Raw genomic sequence first — 14,873 nt, 5'->3', positions numbered from 1 at the left:
GTGTGACCGTGCTCATCGAACGAGCTGGGTGTGTCGGTCGCGAGGAGGAGCTCGTCGAGCTCACCTCGCGGCTGGCCCTCACCTGCACCGCCGGCTCCGCCGCCGTTCTTGTCCTCGGAGACCCGGGGCTGGGGAAGACCGCGCTGCTGCGCGGCCTGGCGGACCGGGTCGCGACGCCGTCGCTGAGGGCCCGCGCGGGCGCGTGGGAGCAGGACTCGCCCGGAGCGGTGCTGCGCCAGCTGCTCGGTACGGAGCCGCCGGCCGACCCGGTCGCCGCGGCCGATGACCTGGTCGCGCGAGCCCTGGCCGGGTGTGCCGACGAGCCCGGGCTGATTCTGGTCGACGACGCCGACCTCGCCGACACGCTCTCGCTGCAGGCGATCGCCTCCGCGCTGCGCCGGCACCGCGACGTGCCGGTGCTCGTGGTGCTCGCGGCCACGCGCACAACCTCGTTCCTCGGCGAGATCGCCGCCGAGACCGTACGCATCGAGGGGCTGGACGCGGCCGCGGTCGGCGAGCTCGCCGCGCTGCGCGGACGGGTCCTGCACCCGTCGATGGCCGAGGTCCTCACCCGCCATACGGCGGGCAGCCCGCGCGACGCGGTCGCGCTGCTCGACGAGCTCCCGCCGACCCGCTGGGCACGGCCCGACACCCAGCTGCCGGCACCGGTCCACGTACGTGATGAGGTCCAGCTCGCCCTCGCCGGGTGCGGTGCCGCCGGACGCTCGCTCGCCGAGGCCTTCGCGATCCTGGGAGAGGACGCGTCGCTGGGCCAGGCCGCGGCCCTCGCCGGGCTCGAGGACCCGCTCTCCGCGGTCGACGCCCTGGCCGCGGCCGGGCTGGTCGAGACCACCCGCGACCACCGCCCCCGGTGGCGTACGCCGCTGGTCGGCGTCGCCGTGCTGGCCACGATGGGCGCTCGCCGGGCCGCCGACGCGCACCAGCGCGCCGCCGCGATCGTCGACGACGAGGTCCGCCGGGCCCAGCATCTCGTCGCCGCGACCCCGCTGCCCGACGCCGACCTCGCCGACGAGGTCGCCCGGCTGGCCCAACGACGCGGTGACGAGGGCGCCTGGGCGGAGGCCGCGGCTCTCTACCGCGACTCCAGCCGACTCACCGAGGACCCGGTGCGGCGCGACGACCGGCTGATCCGCTCCGTCGACGCGCTGGTCGCGGCGGGCGACGGCATGGGCGCCGCGGCGCTGGTCCCCATCGTCGAGAGCCTGCGCGAGACGCCGCTGCGCGACGCGGTGCTCGCCTATCTGGCGATCCTGCGCGGCCGTGCCACCGAGGCCGACGTCCGGCTCAAGCGCGCCTGGGACATCGTCAACGCCGACCGGGAGCCGGAGACCGCCGCGCTGATCGCCACCCGGCACGTCCTGCACTCGCTGGCGCTGTGCCGCGGTGACGAGCTGGTCACCTGGGCCGACCGGGCGATCTCGCTTGCCGGCCGGGACTCGGCGGCAGGAGTCGAGGCGGCGGCGATCCGCGGGCTCGGGCTGGCGATGGCCGGGCGGTTCGAGGACGCCCACGAGGCGTACGCCCTGGCCGCCCGCCGCGTCGGGCACAGCGCTCAGACCCAGCGGGTCACCATGGGCCGCGGCTGGCTCGACGTACTCTCCGACGAGCCCGACGAGGCCCGCAGCCGCCTGGAGGGGGTCACCGACCCGCGGGTCCTCGGCGGCTCGACCCGGATCTCGATGTGGGCCCTGGCCTGGCTGGCCCGCGTGCAGTTCCTGACCGGTGAGGGCGACGCCGCCCTGCAGACGGTCGCGGCCGGCCGGGCGCTGGCCGCCGAGTCAGGCATCGCCCTGGTCACCCCGCTGCTGGAGTGGACGGCCACCGAGACCCACCTGCTGCGCGGCAGCTGGGAGGACGCCGCCCGCACCGCCCGCGCCGCGGAGATCGGGGCGCAGGGCTACGAGATCATGCGCGTGCCCGCGCTGCTCGCCCGCGCCCACATCGCCGAGGCCCGCAGCGACTTCCGTGCCGTCCTCCGCATCCTCGAGCCGCTCACCCAGGCCCCGGCCGGCAGCGCGCTGACCGAGCCGGCCATCTGGCCCTGGGCTGAGACGTACGCCGCCGCGCTGATCGCGGAGGGCCGGCTGGAGGAGGCCGACGGCTTCCTCCGCCCCCATGAGACCCGCGCCCGCGAGGAGCAGCACCGCTCCGCCCAGGCCAGGCTGGCCGCCGCCCGTGGCCGCTGGCACGGCGCGCGTGGCGACCTCACTGGGGTCCGGGACACGTTCGACCGCGCGCTCGGCCTGCTCGACGGGCTGCCGCTGCGCTACGAACGCGCCCGGGTCACCTTCGCCTACGGCCAGGCGCTGCGCCGGGCCGGCCGCCGTCGCGACGCCGAGGCGCTGCTCTCCTCCGCGCGCGATCTGTGGGACGGGATCGGGGCCCTGACCTATGTCGACGCCGCCCAGCGCGAGCTGCGCGCCGGGGGAGTGCGGGCGCCGCGAGGCCAGCGTGGCCCGGTGGACCTGACCCCGCAGGAGGAGACCGTCGCCGAGATGGTCGCCTCGGGACTCTCCAACCGCGAGGTCGCCGCGCAGCTCTTCGTCTCGCCCAAGACCGTGCAGTACCACCTGACTCGCATCTACGCGAAGCTCGGCGTACGCAGCCGGACCGAGCTCGCGGCGATGGCGGCCGAGCCGACGGAGGAGCCATGAGCACCGACCTCGACGACCTCGACGTCCGGGAGTCCAGGGCCGGCCTGCGGCGTGACCTGGGCCGTCACGAGCTGGTCAACGGCTTCATCGGCTTCCTGTTCTCCTGCACCGGCCCGGTCGCGGTGATTCTCGCCGTCGGCCAGGGTGCCGGGCTCTCCGCCGGTGTCGTCGCCTCCTGGGTGAGCGCGGTCTTCTGTCTCAACGGGGTGCTGACGATCATCGCCTCGCGCTGGAGCCGGCAGCCGCTGGTCTACTTCTGGACGATCCCCGGCACCGTGGTCGTCGGTCAGGCGATGGCCGCCGGCACGACCTGGCCGGAGACGGTCGGCGGCTTCGTCATGGCGGCGCTGCTCCTGGTCGCGCTGGCCCTGACCCGGCAGGTCGACCGGGTCATGCACCTGCTGCCGATGCCGATCGTGATGGCGATGGTCGCTGGCGTCTTCCTCCGCTTCGGCACCGACCTGGTCCTCGCCGTCGACCGCGACCTGGCGATCGCCGGGCCGATGGTGGTCGCCTTCGTCGTCGTCAGCGCGGTCCCACGGCTCGCCCGCTGGCTCCCGGCGGTGCTGGTGGCGCTGGCGGTCGGCGCGGTCGCGGTGAGCCTCGCCGACCGGCCGGCCGTCGAGGTCTCCGGCCGCTGGATGATCGACCCGGTCTGGACCACGCCGGCCTTCACCGGGTCCGCCTTCATCGAGCTCACCATCCCCCTGCTGATCACCGTCCTCGTCGTCCAGAACGGCCAGGGCATGGCGGTCCTGCGGGCCGCCGGCCACGACCCGCGGATGAACCAGGTGACCGGCTGGTGCGGGGTGACCTCACTGGTCGCGGCCCCGTTCGGCGGCGTGTCCACCTGTCTGGCCGGGCCGACCAACGCACTGGTCACCGCCTCGGGCGAGCGCCGACGGCACTATGCCGCGGCGATCTGGTGCGGCGTACTCGCGATCGGGTTCGGCCTGCTCGCTCCCGGCATGGTGCGGGTCATCACCACCATGCCCGAGGCGTACGTCGCCGTGCTGGGCGGCCTGGCCATGCTCAAGCCGCTCCAGGGCGCCTTCCAGACCGCCTTCAGCGGGCCGTACGTCACCGGCGCGCTGGTCACCTTCCTGGTGACCGTCGCCGACATCACCGTCTTCAACATCGGCTCCGCCTTCTGGGGGCTGGTGGTCGGTGTCGCGGTCAGCGTGCTGCTCGACCACGACGGCCGAAACAACACCAGGGAGAAGTCATGACCACCACCGACACCACCTATCCCGACGCGACGATGCGCTACGGCGCCACCGCCCGTCAGGTCGCCGACGTCTTCGAACCGGCGGAGGCGACCGACTCGCTCGTGCTGCTGCTCCACGGCGGGATGTGGCGCGACTCCGACCGGATGCGCACCTGGTCGGCCGGCCGGGCGCTGGCCGCGGCGGGCCATCTGACCGCGACGGTGGAGTACCGGCACGGCCCCGGCCAGTGGCGGCAGGCCTTCGAGGACGTCGAGACCGCGATCGAGTCGATCCAGCTCAGCGGCCGGGAGTGGACCATCCACAACGACGCACCCCGCCGGATCACCCTGGTCGGACACTCGTCGGGCGGCCAGCTCGCCCTGTGGGCGGCCTCCCGCGAAGGCACCCTCGTCACCGGTGTCGTGGCCCTGGCTCCCGCCGCCGCGCTGGCCGCGATGAGCCAGGAGGGTCTCGGCGACGGCGCGGTCGAGGAGTTCCTCGGCGGCACCCCGTCCGAGACGCCCGAGGCGTACGCCGCCGCCGACCCGCTCGGCCTCGCGCCTCAGATCCCCGTGCGGATCCTGCACGGCGCCGCCGACGGGGTGATCCCGATCGCGATCTCCGAGCGCTACGCGGCAGCACACCCCGGCGTACGTCTGGAGGTGGTCGACGGCGCCGACCACGCCACCTGGGGCGACCCGACCTCGGCGGCCTGGTCGCACCTGCTCACCGCGGTCAGCCAGGTCTGACGACGACGTCGTCGGCCTTGTCGCCGACGCTGGGGTAGAGAGCCAGGATCAGGAGTACGCCGGCGACCAGGCCCAGGAGCTGCGCGAGGATGAACGGGGCCACCGAGCCCGGTGCGATTCCGGCGAAGGTGTCGGAGAAGACCCGCCCGATCGTGACCGCCGGGTTGGCGAACGACGTGGAGCTGGTGAACCAGTAGGCAGCGCCGATGTAGCCACCGACCGCAGGAGCTGCGAGGGCGCCGCGGTCGCTGCGTACGAGGGCGAAGATCAGGGCCACGAGACCAGCCGTGGCGACGATCTCGGCCACGAAGTGACCGGTGGAGGCGCGGTCCTTGGTCGAGATCGCCTGGTCGACGTCGAACATGACGTTGGCCAGCAATGCGCCACCGATCCCGCCCGCGACCTGGGCCACGACGTAGGCGCCGACCTCGGCGAGCGAGAGCCCCTTCCCGGTGCGGCGGCCGAGAAACCAGTCGGCCAACGAGACCACCGGGTTGAAGTGCGCTCCCGAGACCGGGCCGAACATCAGGATCAGCGCGGCCAGTCCGAAGACCGTCGCCATCGAGTTCTCCAAAAGCTGCAGGCCGACGTCGTCGGGGGAGAGCTGCTCGGCGGCGATGCCCGAGCCGACGACCACGGCGACGAGCAGGGCAGTGCCCAGGAATTCGGCCAGCAGGCGGCGCGGGAGGGAAGAGATCACGTCCGCATTCTTGACGTTCGACGATGACTCAGTCAACATTGAGTCAATGGAGGTTGAGAGACAGCCGGAGCTGGTACGCCGGGCCAAGATGCACGCAGCGCTCGGTGATCCGGTGCGACTTCGGATCGTCGACAGCCTCCAGATGAGTGATGCCTCCCCCACAGAGCTCGCCGGGATGCTGAATGTCCCGTCGAACTTGTTTGCTCACCACGTGCAGACTCTGGTGAGCGCAGGCGTCGTGTCCCGTCATCATTCCGAGGGCGACGGGAGGCGCACGTACCTGCACCTCGAGCAGGATGCGCTCGAGAGCCTGGGCACCGCGTCCCCCGTGGCGGTGCCCAGGCGTGTCCTGTTCGTGTGCACCGGCAACTCGGCCAGATCCCACCTGGCCGCGGCGCTGTGGCGCCAGGTCAGCCCGATCCCGGCTGCCTCCGCCGGCACCCACCCAGCCGAGCAGATCAATCCAGGGGCGGTCGAAGTCGCATCCCGCCACGACCTGGAGCTTCCCATCGTCGATCCCCGTCATCTCGACGACGTGCTCGACCCGGACGATCTGGTGGTCACCGTCTGTGACCGCGCGCATGAGACCCCGAAGGTCCGCGGCGAGCTGCACTGGTCGATCCCTGACCCCGTGGGCAACGGCCCCGAGGCCTTCGATGCTGCGTACTTCGAGCTCGAGCACCGGATCAGGACGCTCGCCTCCCGTTTCGACTCCTGACCCCATCCCCCACGCAAGGAGACCACTCGATGAACACCGACGGATCAGCGACGGACGCCAAGCCGGGCGTCCTCTTCCTCTGTGTCGAGAACGCCGGCCGCTCTCAGATGGCGCTCGGCTTCTTCGCCCACTACGCCGGCGACCAGGCGATCGGCTGGTCCGGGGGCTCGGCTCCGGCCGCGGCCATCAACCCGGTCGCCGTCGAGGTCATGGCCGAGCTCGGGATCGACATCTCCGGGGAGTTCCCGAAGCCCTGGACCGACGAGATCGTCCGCAGCGCCGACGCCGTCATCACCATGGGCTGTGGCGACGCCTGCCCGTTCTACCCCGGGAAGCGCTACGAGGACTGGAAGGTCACTGATCCGAAGGGTGGCGGCATCGAGCACGTACGCGGCATCCGCGACGAGATCGAGCAGCGGGTGCTCACCCTGCTCAGCGAGCTCGGCGTGACCCCGGAGCGCTCGATCACGAGAGGGTGATCGGCGCCCGGCTGATCGTGAAGATCTCCTCGCTCGGGGCAGGGGTCCCGCAGCAGCCGCCGCTCTTGGTGCTCTCCGGGTCGTCGAAGACCCCGGCGCCGCCGCAGACCCCGGTGTCGGGGAGCTCGAGCTCCACCCGGGCGGCCGCGTCGTGGTCTCCGGCGAGCTCGGCCACCACGCTGCGTACCTGCTCGTAGCCGGTCATCGCCAGGAACGTCGGCGCGCGACCGTAGGACTTCATCCCGACGAGGTAGAGGTCGGGCTCGGGCTGGGCGAGGTCCTTGGCGCCGGTCGCGCTGACCGATCCGCAGGAGTGCAGGTTGGGGTCGATCTGGACCGCGATGTTGCGCGGCGCCTCCAGCGTCGGGTCGAGGTCGAGGCGCATCTCGCTGAGGAAGCCGAGGTCGGGACGGTAGCCGGTGAGCACGACGATCTGGTCGGCCTCGATGGCGCGACCGTCCTCGGCGATGACGGTGGCGCCGTCCACCCGCTCCGTGCGGAACCCGGTCACCAGCTCGACCGAGCCATCCTGGACCGCCTTCCTCGCGCGTACGCCGAGGGCGCCCCGCTCGGGGAGCTCGTCGGCCTCGCCGCCACCGAAGGTGTTCGTCGAGACCGCGCGGCGGATCGCCCAGGTGATCTTCGTTCCCGTGTGGTCCCTGGCGATCGCGGCGAGCTCGTTGACGGCGTTGAACGCGGAGTCACCCGCGCCGATCACGACGGTGTGCCGGCCTGCGTACGCCTCAGGGTGGGCGCGGTCCGGAACGGCGTAGCCGAGCGCGCCCGCGGTGTGCGCCGCACGCTCCCCGAGTGCCGGAAGCCCGTCGGCACCGGCCGGGTTGGGCCGGCGCCAGGTGCCGGAGGCGTCGATGACGGCCCGCGCCTCGATGCGTTCCTCGGTGCCGTCCGCGCCGGTCACGTGGACGACGAACGGCTGCTCGGCACGGTCGGCGTCGACCAGGCGGTCACGGCCCTTGCGGGAGACGCCGGTGACCGTGGCGCCGTAGCGGACGTGGTCGCCGAGGGTGTCGGCCAGCGGGGCGAGGTAGCTCTCGCGCCACTGCGCACCGGTCGGGTATCCCTTCTCGGGCGCGGCCCAGCCGGTCGGCTCCAAGAGCCGGGCGGCAGCCTTGTCGACGAGCTCTGGCCAGGCCGAGAACAGACGTACGTGGCCCCACTCGGCGACGGCTGCCGCGGGCTCGCTCCCTTGCTCGAGCACGAGCGGGGTGAGGCCACGCTCGAGGAGATGGGCAGCGGCCGCGAGGCCCTGGGGGCCGGCGCCGATGACGGCAACGGGAAGGTCGGTCATGATGCTCCTCAGATTCAAGAACGTCGATATGACGGCGACCTTAGGCTACGTATCGACGTTCGTCAATATCATTCGGTAGACTCTTCCTCATGACCGTTCTTCCCGTGCTTCCGTCCGCCGCCGTCGCGTGCTGCTCGCCGGTGACCGCAGGCGTCCTCGACGACGACCAGGCCGAGGCGCTGGCGCGGATGTTCAAGGCGCTCGGTGACCCCAACCGGGTCAAGCTGCTCTCGATCATCGCCGCCGCCGAGGACAAGGAGGCCTGCGTCTGCGACCTCACCGAGCCGGTCGGGCTCTCCCAGCCGACGGTCTCCCATCACATGAAGCTGCTGGTCGAGGCCGGGCTCGTCACCCGCGAGCAGCGCGGCCGGTGGGCCTACTTCTCCATCGTCCCCGGCGTCCTCGACTCGCTCGCGGGCGCGCTCGCATCCAGCTCCTAGCGTGCTGGGCGGGGCTCACCGGGTCGCCGCGGCGATGACCTCCAGCAGCCGGCGGTGGAGCTCCATGAGCTCGTCGACGCTCATGTCGAGGCGCTCGACGATGGCGGGTGGGATCTTCTCGGCGTCGTCGCGGAGTGCGCGACCGCGCTCGGTCAGGACGACGGCGAGCGAGCGCTCGTCGAGCTTGTTGCGCTCGCGACGGATGTAGTCCTGGGCCTCGAGGCGCTTCAGCAGCGGCGAGAGGGTGCCGGGGTCGAGCTGCACCTTGCGGCTCAGCTCGGAGACACGGAGAGGCTCCTCCTCCCAGAGGGCCAGCATGACCAGATACTGCGGGTGGGTCAGCCCCATGGGCTCGAGCAGGGGCCGGTAGAGGCCGATGACGCTGCGTGCGGCGACGGCCAGGCCGAAGCAGACTTGTTGATCGAGTGCGAGCGGGTTCTCGATCTCCGAGAGGGAATCCTTCTTCGTCGGCATGTGAGTTAGCGTACCAATAGTTGGTGCGCAAACAGTTGGCCTGGTAAGTATGAGACCGTGAACGATCAACCGCGACGACCACGCCACCTGATGGACCCGGACAACCCGATCCGGCCCGTCAACGACAAGTCGCTCACCCACGTGAAGCAGTGGGTCGCGTCCGTCCTCGTCGTGTTCACCGTCGCCCACCTGGCGGTCGGGCTGGTCATCGGGGCCGTGGCGATCGACCCGGTCTACCAGAGCTCGCGGATCGGGCTGTGCATCATCGCGGCAGCCTTCGGGGTGCTGGGCCTGGCCGGCGGGTTCCTCATCCACCGGCGCAGCCCGTTCACACCCTGGCTGATCCTCGGGATCCTGCCCGCCGCCGTGGGCCTCTGGATCGTGCTGCGCTGAGGGCAACGCCTGATCTAGGGCGTCCGATCGAGGCGCCGCCCTCAGCGGGGAGCGGGTCAGAACAGGTCCGGCACGGTCCAGCCGTCCAGGTCGTACTCGGCCAGGAACTCCTCGGCGAGCCCCTTCATCGCGTCCGCCCCGCCGCGGTTCTGGGCGGCGAAGAGGAGCTCGGCCTTCACGTTCTCGTGGTTGCCGGAGTAGTTGCGCTCGTAGAGCTCGTGACGGCCGCCGAACTCGGAGCCGATCGAGTCCCACAGGGCCTTCATGACCTTGACCCGGTCGACGGCGGTGATGCCGTTGGAGCCGCGGACGTACTTGTCCAGGTACGGCCGCACCTCGGGGCTCTTGAAATCGGCGGCGCCGGAGGGCAGGTAGATCAGCCCGGAGGCGACGTCCTGCTCGATGATCTCCTTGACCCGCGGATAGCCGTGGATCATGAACATCCGGTACGTCAGGCCGTACTCCAGCTTCGGGATGACCGCGTCGCCGACCCACGGCTCGGGGTCGCGGGCCATCGACTCGGTGAGCGACCAGAACAGGTTGCGCCAGCCGATCACCTCACCCACCCGGGTCTGTACGCCGCGGAAGCCGCCCGAGCCGGTGGCGTCGAGCGCCTTCATCAGCAGGCCGGCGATGAAGTCGAGCTTGACGGCCAGGCGGGTGCAGCCCTGGAAGGTGAACCGCGGCAGGAAGCCCGACTGCGGGAAGAACGAGTTGATCCGCTCCACGTCGCCGTACATGAAGACGTTCTCCCAGGGCACGAGCACCTTGTCGAAGATGAAGATGGTGTCGTTCTCGTCCATCCGGCTCGACAGCGGGTAGTCGAACGGCTCGCCGTTCTGCGCAGCCTGCTCGGTGTAGGAGGAGCGGCAGATCAGCTTGATGCCGGGGGAGTCCATCGGGACGGTGCAGATCAGCGCGAACTGCTTCTTGCGGATCGGCAGGCCGTAGTGGGCGATGAAGTTGTAGTTGGTGATCGCGCTTCCGGTCGCCACGACCTTCGCACCGGAGACGATCAGGCCGGCGTCGGTCTCCTTCTCGACCTTCATGTAGACGTCGCCGACCTCGTCCGGCGGCAGCTGGCGGTCTACCGGCGGGTTGATGATCGCGTGGTTCCAGTAGAGGACCTTCTCCTGGGACTCCCGGTACCAGCGCTCGGCGTTGTCCTGGAACGGGGCGTAGAGCTCCTTGTTGGCGTGCAGGGTGCCGAGGAAGCTGGCCTTGTAGTCGGGGGAGCGGCCCATCCAGCCGTACGTCATCCGGGCCCAGCGTGCGATCGCGTCGCGTTCCTTGAGCAGGTCGGCCGAGGACGTCGGGGTCTTGAAGAACGGCATCGTGATGCCGCCGTTGCCGGTGTCGGTCGGCACGGTGAGCTCGTCGACGTGCGGACCGGTGTGGAGCGCGTCGTAGAGGCGCGCGGTCATCCGCACCGGGTTGCGGAAGGCCGGGTGCGTGGTGACGTCCTCGATCCGCTCGCCGTGCAGGTAGATCTCGCGGCCGTCGCGCAGGCTCTCGATGTACTCATCGCCGGTCATCGGGCGGGAGGCGAAGTTGGTCTGCTGGTTGGCAGGCGAGCCGGCGGCCGGGTTGATGGTCGGCGGTCCGTCGGGCTGGGTTTCGGGGGCGAGGGTGTCGGTCATGGTCGTTCTCCTTGGATCGGGTCTCGGTCGGATCAGTAGTGGGTGGATCGCGGGATCGCGGGGACTTCGATGGCGGTGAACGACGTGGTCGCGTCGAACCAGCCGGTGCTCGGGTCGTCCTGGCAGCCGAGCCAGACGACCTCGGAGGACGGGTTGCCGATGTGGTGGAAGGCGCTGTCGTGGAAGAGCAGCGGCTTGCGGTCGGTGGTGATCACCTCGACGACCTCCCCGAGGAACAGCAGGTGGTCCCCGCCGTCGTCGGTACGCCACGGGCGGCACACCAGCGTCGCGGCCGTCCCGCCCAGCCGCGGCGCCGTCGCACCCTCGCGCCAGGGGAGCGGGTCGCTGCCGGGGCGGCCGGCGAAGTGCATGGCGACGTCGCTCTGGTCGGCGGCGAGGACGTTGACCGCGAAGGCCGCGCCCTCGAGATAGGCGGCCGCCTTGGACGTACGTGTCAGGGCGACCTGCACCAGCGGCGGATCGAGCGAGATCGGGGTGAACGCCGTGACCGTGGCGCCGTGGTGGGCGCCGTCGGGGGTGCGGCAGGTGATCACGGTGACGCCGGTCGCGAAGCGGCCGAAGGTCGACCTCAGCGTGCGTGGGTCCATGGAGCTCCTCCTTCGTCGGGGCCGCAGGATGTGTGCCGGCGGTCACGTCGGAGGACGACGCTAGATCCGGATCACGAGGGCGGCGATCCGCTCTGCGAACGGGCTGTCCGGATTGCGCACCGGGTTTCCGGACGCCCTCGGCGAGGGGTGAATGCGCTGTTAATGTGAAGGACGTCACTAGGGGGTGACAGATGAGCACCGGCACTCTCACCGCATCGTCCGGCGACATGGAGAGCTTCTCCGACGAGGTCGCCCGGGCGTACTTCCCGCATGCCCTGACCATGCGCGGCCGACCCGCGCGCCCGGCGGAGCTGCGTGCGGTCGACCTCGGTCCGGTCCGGCTGACCCGGATCGGCTGGGGCGCGGAGGTGTCGGTGGAGTCGGACCACCCGGGTGCCTGGGCGGTCAACGTCCCGCGCAGCGGCGTGCTCGAGGCCAACGTCGGTGGCGCCCACGTGCTCTCGCTCGACGGCCAGGCGACCGTGTGCCCGCCCGACCGGCAGACCAAGATGACGCGCTGGTCGGCCGACTGCTCCATCGTCGGCATGCGGGTCGAACGTGACTACCTGGTCGAGGAGGTCGCGGCCCTGGTCGGCCTGCACACCGACCGGCTGCCCGCCCAGCTCGACCTGCGTGCCCATGGCGCCCGCGCCTGGATCGGGCTGCTCGGCTCGCTCGGCACGGAGGCCATGCGCAACCCGGCGCTGGTGGGCGACGAGCGGGTCAGGACGCGGCTGGCCGGGACGCTGACCGCCGCCTTCGTCGCCGCCTGCTTCCCCGAGGAGCCGGCCGTGGGCTCCGTCCGGCCCCGCATCGTCTCCCGCGTCGTCGAGGCCATGGAGGCCGACCCGGCGCGCGAATGGGCCGTCTCCGATCTCGCCCGCGAGGCCGACGTCGGCATCCGCCGCCTCCAGCAGGGCTTCCAGCGCTACCTCGGCCGCACGCCGACCCAGAAGCTGCAGGAGATCCGCCTCGAACGGGTCCACGCCGACCTGCTCGCCAGCCGCGGCGACACCGTCGCCGAGGTCGCCTACCGCTGGGGCTTCACCCACCTCGGCCGCTTCGCCGCCGCCTACCGCCAGGCCTACGGTGTGACGCCTTCTCAGACCCTGCGCTGCCGCTAGTCCAACGCTTCTGGCGTGGGCGGCCGCGTGACGTCGAGCGGCAGGTTACGGTGGAAGACCGCCATCGCTCGACCTGGGCCGTTGTAGTCGTCGGCGACCTTCACCTCGAAGCCGAGGCGGCGGTGGAAGGCGATCGAACCGGTGTTCTCGACCGACGTGATCGCCTTCAGCCGCTGTGCGCCGACGCGTTCGGCCGCATCAGCGAACGCCGCGTACAGCCGATGCCCGAGACCGGTGCCGCGGGCGTCGTCGCGGGTGGCGATCAGGTGTACATACCCGGTGCTGTCCGGCGTGACGAACCCGAAGACGTACCCGCTAATCCCGTCGTCGGCTCGGGCGACCAAGCAGGTCGCGCTGAACTCCTGCACCATGGCCAGAAGGTGCAGCGAGCGGAGGTCGCGTTCGCCCCAGTAACGGGAGTGATCAGCCAGAACCTGGTGGAAGTCGGCCACTGCGGCTGGCTCGATGCGTACGCTCACGCCGACGATCATGGCAGGTGCGGCCGGCATCAGGCGGTGCTGAGGTCGGCCAAGACGGCCAGTGCCCGGGCGAGGAGCGGACTCTCGTCGCCGGCGCGGGTCGCGGCGACGAGCTCGACGCCGGGGGTGCCGGTGAGGGGGACGTACACGACGCCCGGCACGGCAAGAGCGGCGGTGGGCTCGGGCACGATGGCGACCCCGAGGCCGGCGGCCACGAAGGTGACCAGGGTGGAGGTCTCGGCGACCTCATGGGCGATATGGCTGCGGATCCCGGCGGAGTCGAAGAGATCCTGGATCATCGCGTTCATCGCCGAGCGGCCGCTGCCGGCGTGGATGACGAGGCCTTCGCCGTCGAGGTCGGCGATGCGTACGCGGCGACGGCCGGCGAACCGGTGGTCCTTCGGCATCGCGACCAGCAGGTTCTCCTGGCGCAGGTGGGTGATCGAGAGGCCGGGGCCCCCGGAGTTGCCCGTGGGCAGGGGGCGGAGCAGGCCGAGGTCGAGGGTGCCGTCGGCGAGCGCCGCGGCCTGATCCGGCGAGAGCATCTCGCCCCGGAACCCGAACTCCACCTCCGGCAGCTCGGCGCGCAGGGTGCGCGCCAGGGCCGGGAGAAGCGAGTAGGTCGCCGACCCGACGCACCCGATCAGCAGCCGCCCGCGCCGCCCCGAGGCGATGCTCGCGGCCTCGTGGGCGGCGGCGTCCACGGCGCCGAGGATCTCCCGCGCCCGTTCCAGGTACGCAGCACCAGCCGGTGTCAGGTCGACCCGCCGCGTCGTCCTGGTGAGCAGGGTCAGCCCCAGCTCGGCCTCGAGCTGGCGGATCTGCTGTGACAGCGGCGGTTGCGCCATGTGGAGCCGCTCGGCCGCCCGGCCGAAATGCCGCTCCTCGGCGACCGCGACGAAGTAGCGAAGATGGCGCAGCTCCATGCACTCATATTCGCAGAGTCTCAGTCGTCCGGCACTGATTCAGCCTGCCGAGGCGTCGCCCCCGTCGGCCGAGATGGCACCGCAGTGCCATCTCGGCCGACGCAACTGACGCCTCGGCTGTCGTGGGGCTCAGGTTGGCAGGGAGTCGCCCTGGACGGCCTGGATGTCCAGCTCCACCTTGAGGGTCGTGCCGATGGCGGCGATGCCGGCGGATACGGCCTGGTTGTAGTTCATCGCGAAGTCCTCGCGGCGCAGCTGAGCGGTGGCGCGGAAGGCGGCCCGGGTGCCGCCCCAGGCGTCCGGGCCGGTGCCGAGGTAGGCGACGTCGAGGTCGACGGAGCGGGTCTGCCCGTGCATCGAGAGCTCACCGTGGACGGTCCAGCGGTCCGATCCGGCGGGGGTGAGGCCGGTGGAGCGGTAGACGATCTGGGGAAACGCCTCGACATCGAGGAAGTCCCCGCTGCGAAGGTGGTCGTCGCGCATCCGGTTGCCGGTGTCGATCGAGGCGGCACGGATGACGGCCTCGACGCGGGATTTCTCCAGATGGTCCGGCGCGATCTCGACGACCCCGGCGAAGTCGGTGAACCGGCCGCGCACGCTGGAGATGCCCAGGTGCTGCGCGACCGCGCCGACGGTGGAGTGGGCGGGGTCGATCGTCCACGGCCCAGGGGCCGGGAGCGACGTGTCCCCCTGACGAGTCAGGGTGACGGTGCCGAGCGCAGCCGTCCCCGAGGCCGTGACGATCGCTGTCGCCGCGGTGGGGGACCAGCCGATCGCGGTGACGATCGCGACGTACGGCCCGGGGGCGAGGACGGTGTCGTCGGTGACGACACCGTCCTCGTCGGCCTCGGCGCGCAGCACCTGACCGCCGGCTGTGTCGGTGAGGGTGACGACCGCGTGCGCCACGGCCCAGCCGTCGCGGGTGCGGATCTTTGCGGTCAGTGCCATCGC

Annotated in this window: 16 protein-coding genes; 8 read left to right on the top strand and 8 right to left on the bottom strand. The window is 71.5% G+C overall.

Features of this window, described 5'->3' with window-relative positions; all coding sequences use genetic code 11:
* Nucleotides 1-8 precede the first annotated feature (8 nt).
* From OG801_RS08765 to OG801_RS08755, 3 genes are read left to right on the top strand one after another with little or no spacing between them, the layout of a single operon-like run.
* Entirely contained in the window at nucleotides 9-2,675 is a 2,667-nt protein-coding gene (locus OG801_RS08765) for a LuxR C-terminal-related transcriptional regulator (RefSeq protein WP_406035256.1), read from the top strand.
* Nucleotides 2,672-3,904, top strand: coding sequence for a benzoate/H(+) symporter BenE family transporter (locus OG801_RS08760; protein ID WP_406035254.1), 1,233 nt, complete (start codon nucleotides 2,672-2,674; stop codon nucleotides 3,902-3,904). The genes OG801_RS08765 and OG801_RS08760 overlap by 4 nt, the downstream gene beginning before the upstream one ends.
* On the top strand, nucleotides 3,901-4,632 hold the full coding sequence (locus OG801_RS08755; protein ID WP_406035253.1) for an alpha/beta hydrolase family protein: 732 nt from the start codon (nucleotides 3,901-3,903) through the stop codon (nucleotides 4,630-4,632). Before OG801_RS08760 ends, OG801_RS08755 begins: the two co-directional genes overlap by 4 nt.
* Here the strand turns inward: OG801_RS08755 and OG801_RS08750 are convergent.
* Nucleotides 4,619-5,332, bottom strand: a complete 714-nt coding sequence (locus tag OG801_RS08750) for an aquaporin (RefSeq protein WP_406035251.1) — start codon at nucleotides 5,330-5,332, stop codon at nucleotides 4,619-4,621. The genes OG801_RS08755 and OG801_RS08750 overlap by 14 nt on opposite strands.
* A 46-nt stretch (nucleotides 5,333-5,378) precedes the next feature.
* Here OG801_RS08750 and OG801_RS08745 point away from each other — a divergent pair, with 46 nt between their 5' ends.
* Together OG801_RS08745 and OG801_RS08740 are read left to right on the top strand one after the other, a co-directional pair.
* Complete coding sequence (locus OG801_RS08745) at nucleotides 5,379-6,050, top strand: ArsR family transcriptional regulator (RefSeq protein ID WP_406035249.1); 672 nt, start codon at nucleotides 5,379-5,381, stop codon at nucleotides 6,048-6,050.
* A gap of 29 nt (nucleotides 6,051-6,079) precedes the next feature.
* The gene (locus tag OG801_RS08740) at nucleotides 6,080-6,529 is read left to right on the top strand and encodes an arsenate reductase ArsC (RefSeq protein WP_406035247.1); all 450 of its coding nucleotides are present in this window, start codon (nucleotides 6,080-6,082) and stop codon (nucleotides 6,527-6,529) included.
* On the opposite strand, the gene OG801_RS08735 is transcribed toward OG801_RS08740, so the two are convergent.
* A complete protein-coding gene (locus tag OG801_RS08735; protein ID WP_406035245.1) occupies nucleotides 6,516-7,838 on the bottom strand; it encodes an NAD(P)-binding domain-containing protein in 1,323 nt (440 codons plus the stop codon). The two genes, OG801_RS08740 and OG801_RS08735, sit on opposite strands and share 14 nt — an antisense overlap.
* An 89-nt stretch (nucleotides 7,839-7,927) precedes the next feature.
* On the opposite strand from OG801_RS08735, the gene OG801_RS08730 reads away from it, so the two are divergent.
* Complete coding sequence (locus OG801_RS08730; RefSeq protein WP_357358906.1) at nucleotides 7,928-8,278, top strand: metalloregulator ArsR/SmtB family transcription factor; 351 nt, start codon at nucleotides 7,928-7,930, stop codon at nucleotides 8,276-8,278.
* 15 nt (nucleotides 8,279-8,293) lie between these two features.
* Here the strand turns inward: OG801_RS08730 and OG801_RS08725 are convergent, their stop codons facing one another.
* Nucleotides 8,294-8,752: a MarR family winged helix-turn-helix transcriptional regulator gene (locus OG801_RS08725; RefSeq protein ID WP_406035243.1), complete on the bottom strand. Its 459-nt coding sequence runs from the start codon at nucleotides 8,750-8,752 to the stop codon at nucleotides 8,294-8,296.
* Between the two features lie 57 nt (nucleotides 8,753-8,809).
* On the opposite strand from OG801_RS08725, the gene OG801_RS08720 reads away from it, so the two are divergent.
* Nucleotides 8,810-9,145: a hypothetical protein gene (locus tag OG801_RS08720; protein ID WP_406035241.1), complete on the top strand. Its 336-nt coding sequence runs from the start codon at nucleotides 8,810-8,812 to the stop codon at nucleotides 9,143-9,145.
* A gap of 56 nt (nucleotides 9,146-9,201) precedes the next feature.
* On the opposite strand, the gene OG801_RS08715 is transcribed toward OG801_RS08720, so the two are convergent.
* Both OG801_RS08715 and OG801_RS08710 read right to left on the bottom strand, forming a co-directional pair.
* A complete protein-coding gene (locus tag OG801_RS08715) occupies nucleotides 9,202-10,785 on the bottom strand; it encodes a 4-hydroxyphenylacetate 3-hydroxylase family protein (protein ID WP_406035239.1) in 1,584 nt (527 codons plus the stop codon).
* A 32-nt stretch (nucleotides 10,786-10,817) separates the two neighbouring features.
* Entirely contained in the window at nucleotides 10,818-11,393 is a 576-nt protein-coding gene (locus OG801_RS08710) for a flavin reductase family protein (RefSeq protein WP_355019233.1), read from the bottom strand.
* A 191-nt stretch (nucleotides 11,394-11,584) separates the two neighbouring features.
* Between OG801_RS08710 and OG801_RS08705 the strand changes: the two genes are divergently transcribed.
* Nucleotides 11,585-12,517 (top strand): AraC family transcriptional regulator, encoded by a 933-nt coding sequence (locus OG801_RS08705; RefSeq protein ID WP_406035237.1) that lies wholly within the window; start codon nucleotides 11,585-11,587, stop codon nucleotides 12,515-12,517.
* Here the strand turns inward: OG801_RS08705 and OG801_RS08700 are convergent.
* The 3 genes from OG801_RS08700 to OG801_RS08690 form a co-directional block, all read right to left on the bottom strand.
* The gene (locus OG801_RS08700; RefSeq protein ID WP_406035235.1) at nucleotides 12,514-13,026 is read right to left on the bottom strand and encodes a GNAT family N-acetyltransferase; all 513 of its coding nucleotides are present in this window, start codon (nucleotides 13,024-13,026) and stop codon (nucleotides 12,514-12,516) included. The genes OG801_RS08705 and OG801_RS08700 overlap by 4 nt on opposite strands.
* Nucleotides 13,026-13,922, bottom strand: coding sequence for a LysR family transcriptional regulator (locus OG801_RS08695; protein ID WP_406035233.1), 897 nt, complete (start codon nucleotides 13,920-13,922; stop codon nucleotides 13,026-13,028). The genes OG801_RS08700 and OG801_RS08695 overlap by 1 nt, the downstream gene beginning before the upstream one ends.
* A gap of 129 nt (nucleotides 13,923-14,051) precedes the next feature.
* A complete protein-coding gene (locus tag OG801_RS08690) occupies nucleotides 14,052-14,870 on the bottom strand; it encodes a YceI family protein (RefSeq protein WP_406035231.1) in 819 nt (272 codons plus the stop codon).
* Between the last annotated feature and the right edge of the window lie 3 nt (nucleotides 14,871-14,873).

This window comes from Nocardioides sp. NBC_00163 (assembly GCF_045206295.1).
Lineage (GTDB): Bacteria > Actinomycetota > Actinomycetes > Propionibacteriales > Nocardioidaceae > Nocardioides.
The sequence above is the reverse complement of the archived record's forward strand: the minus strand, read 5'-3'. Positions and strand labels throughout refer to the sequence as shown.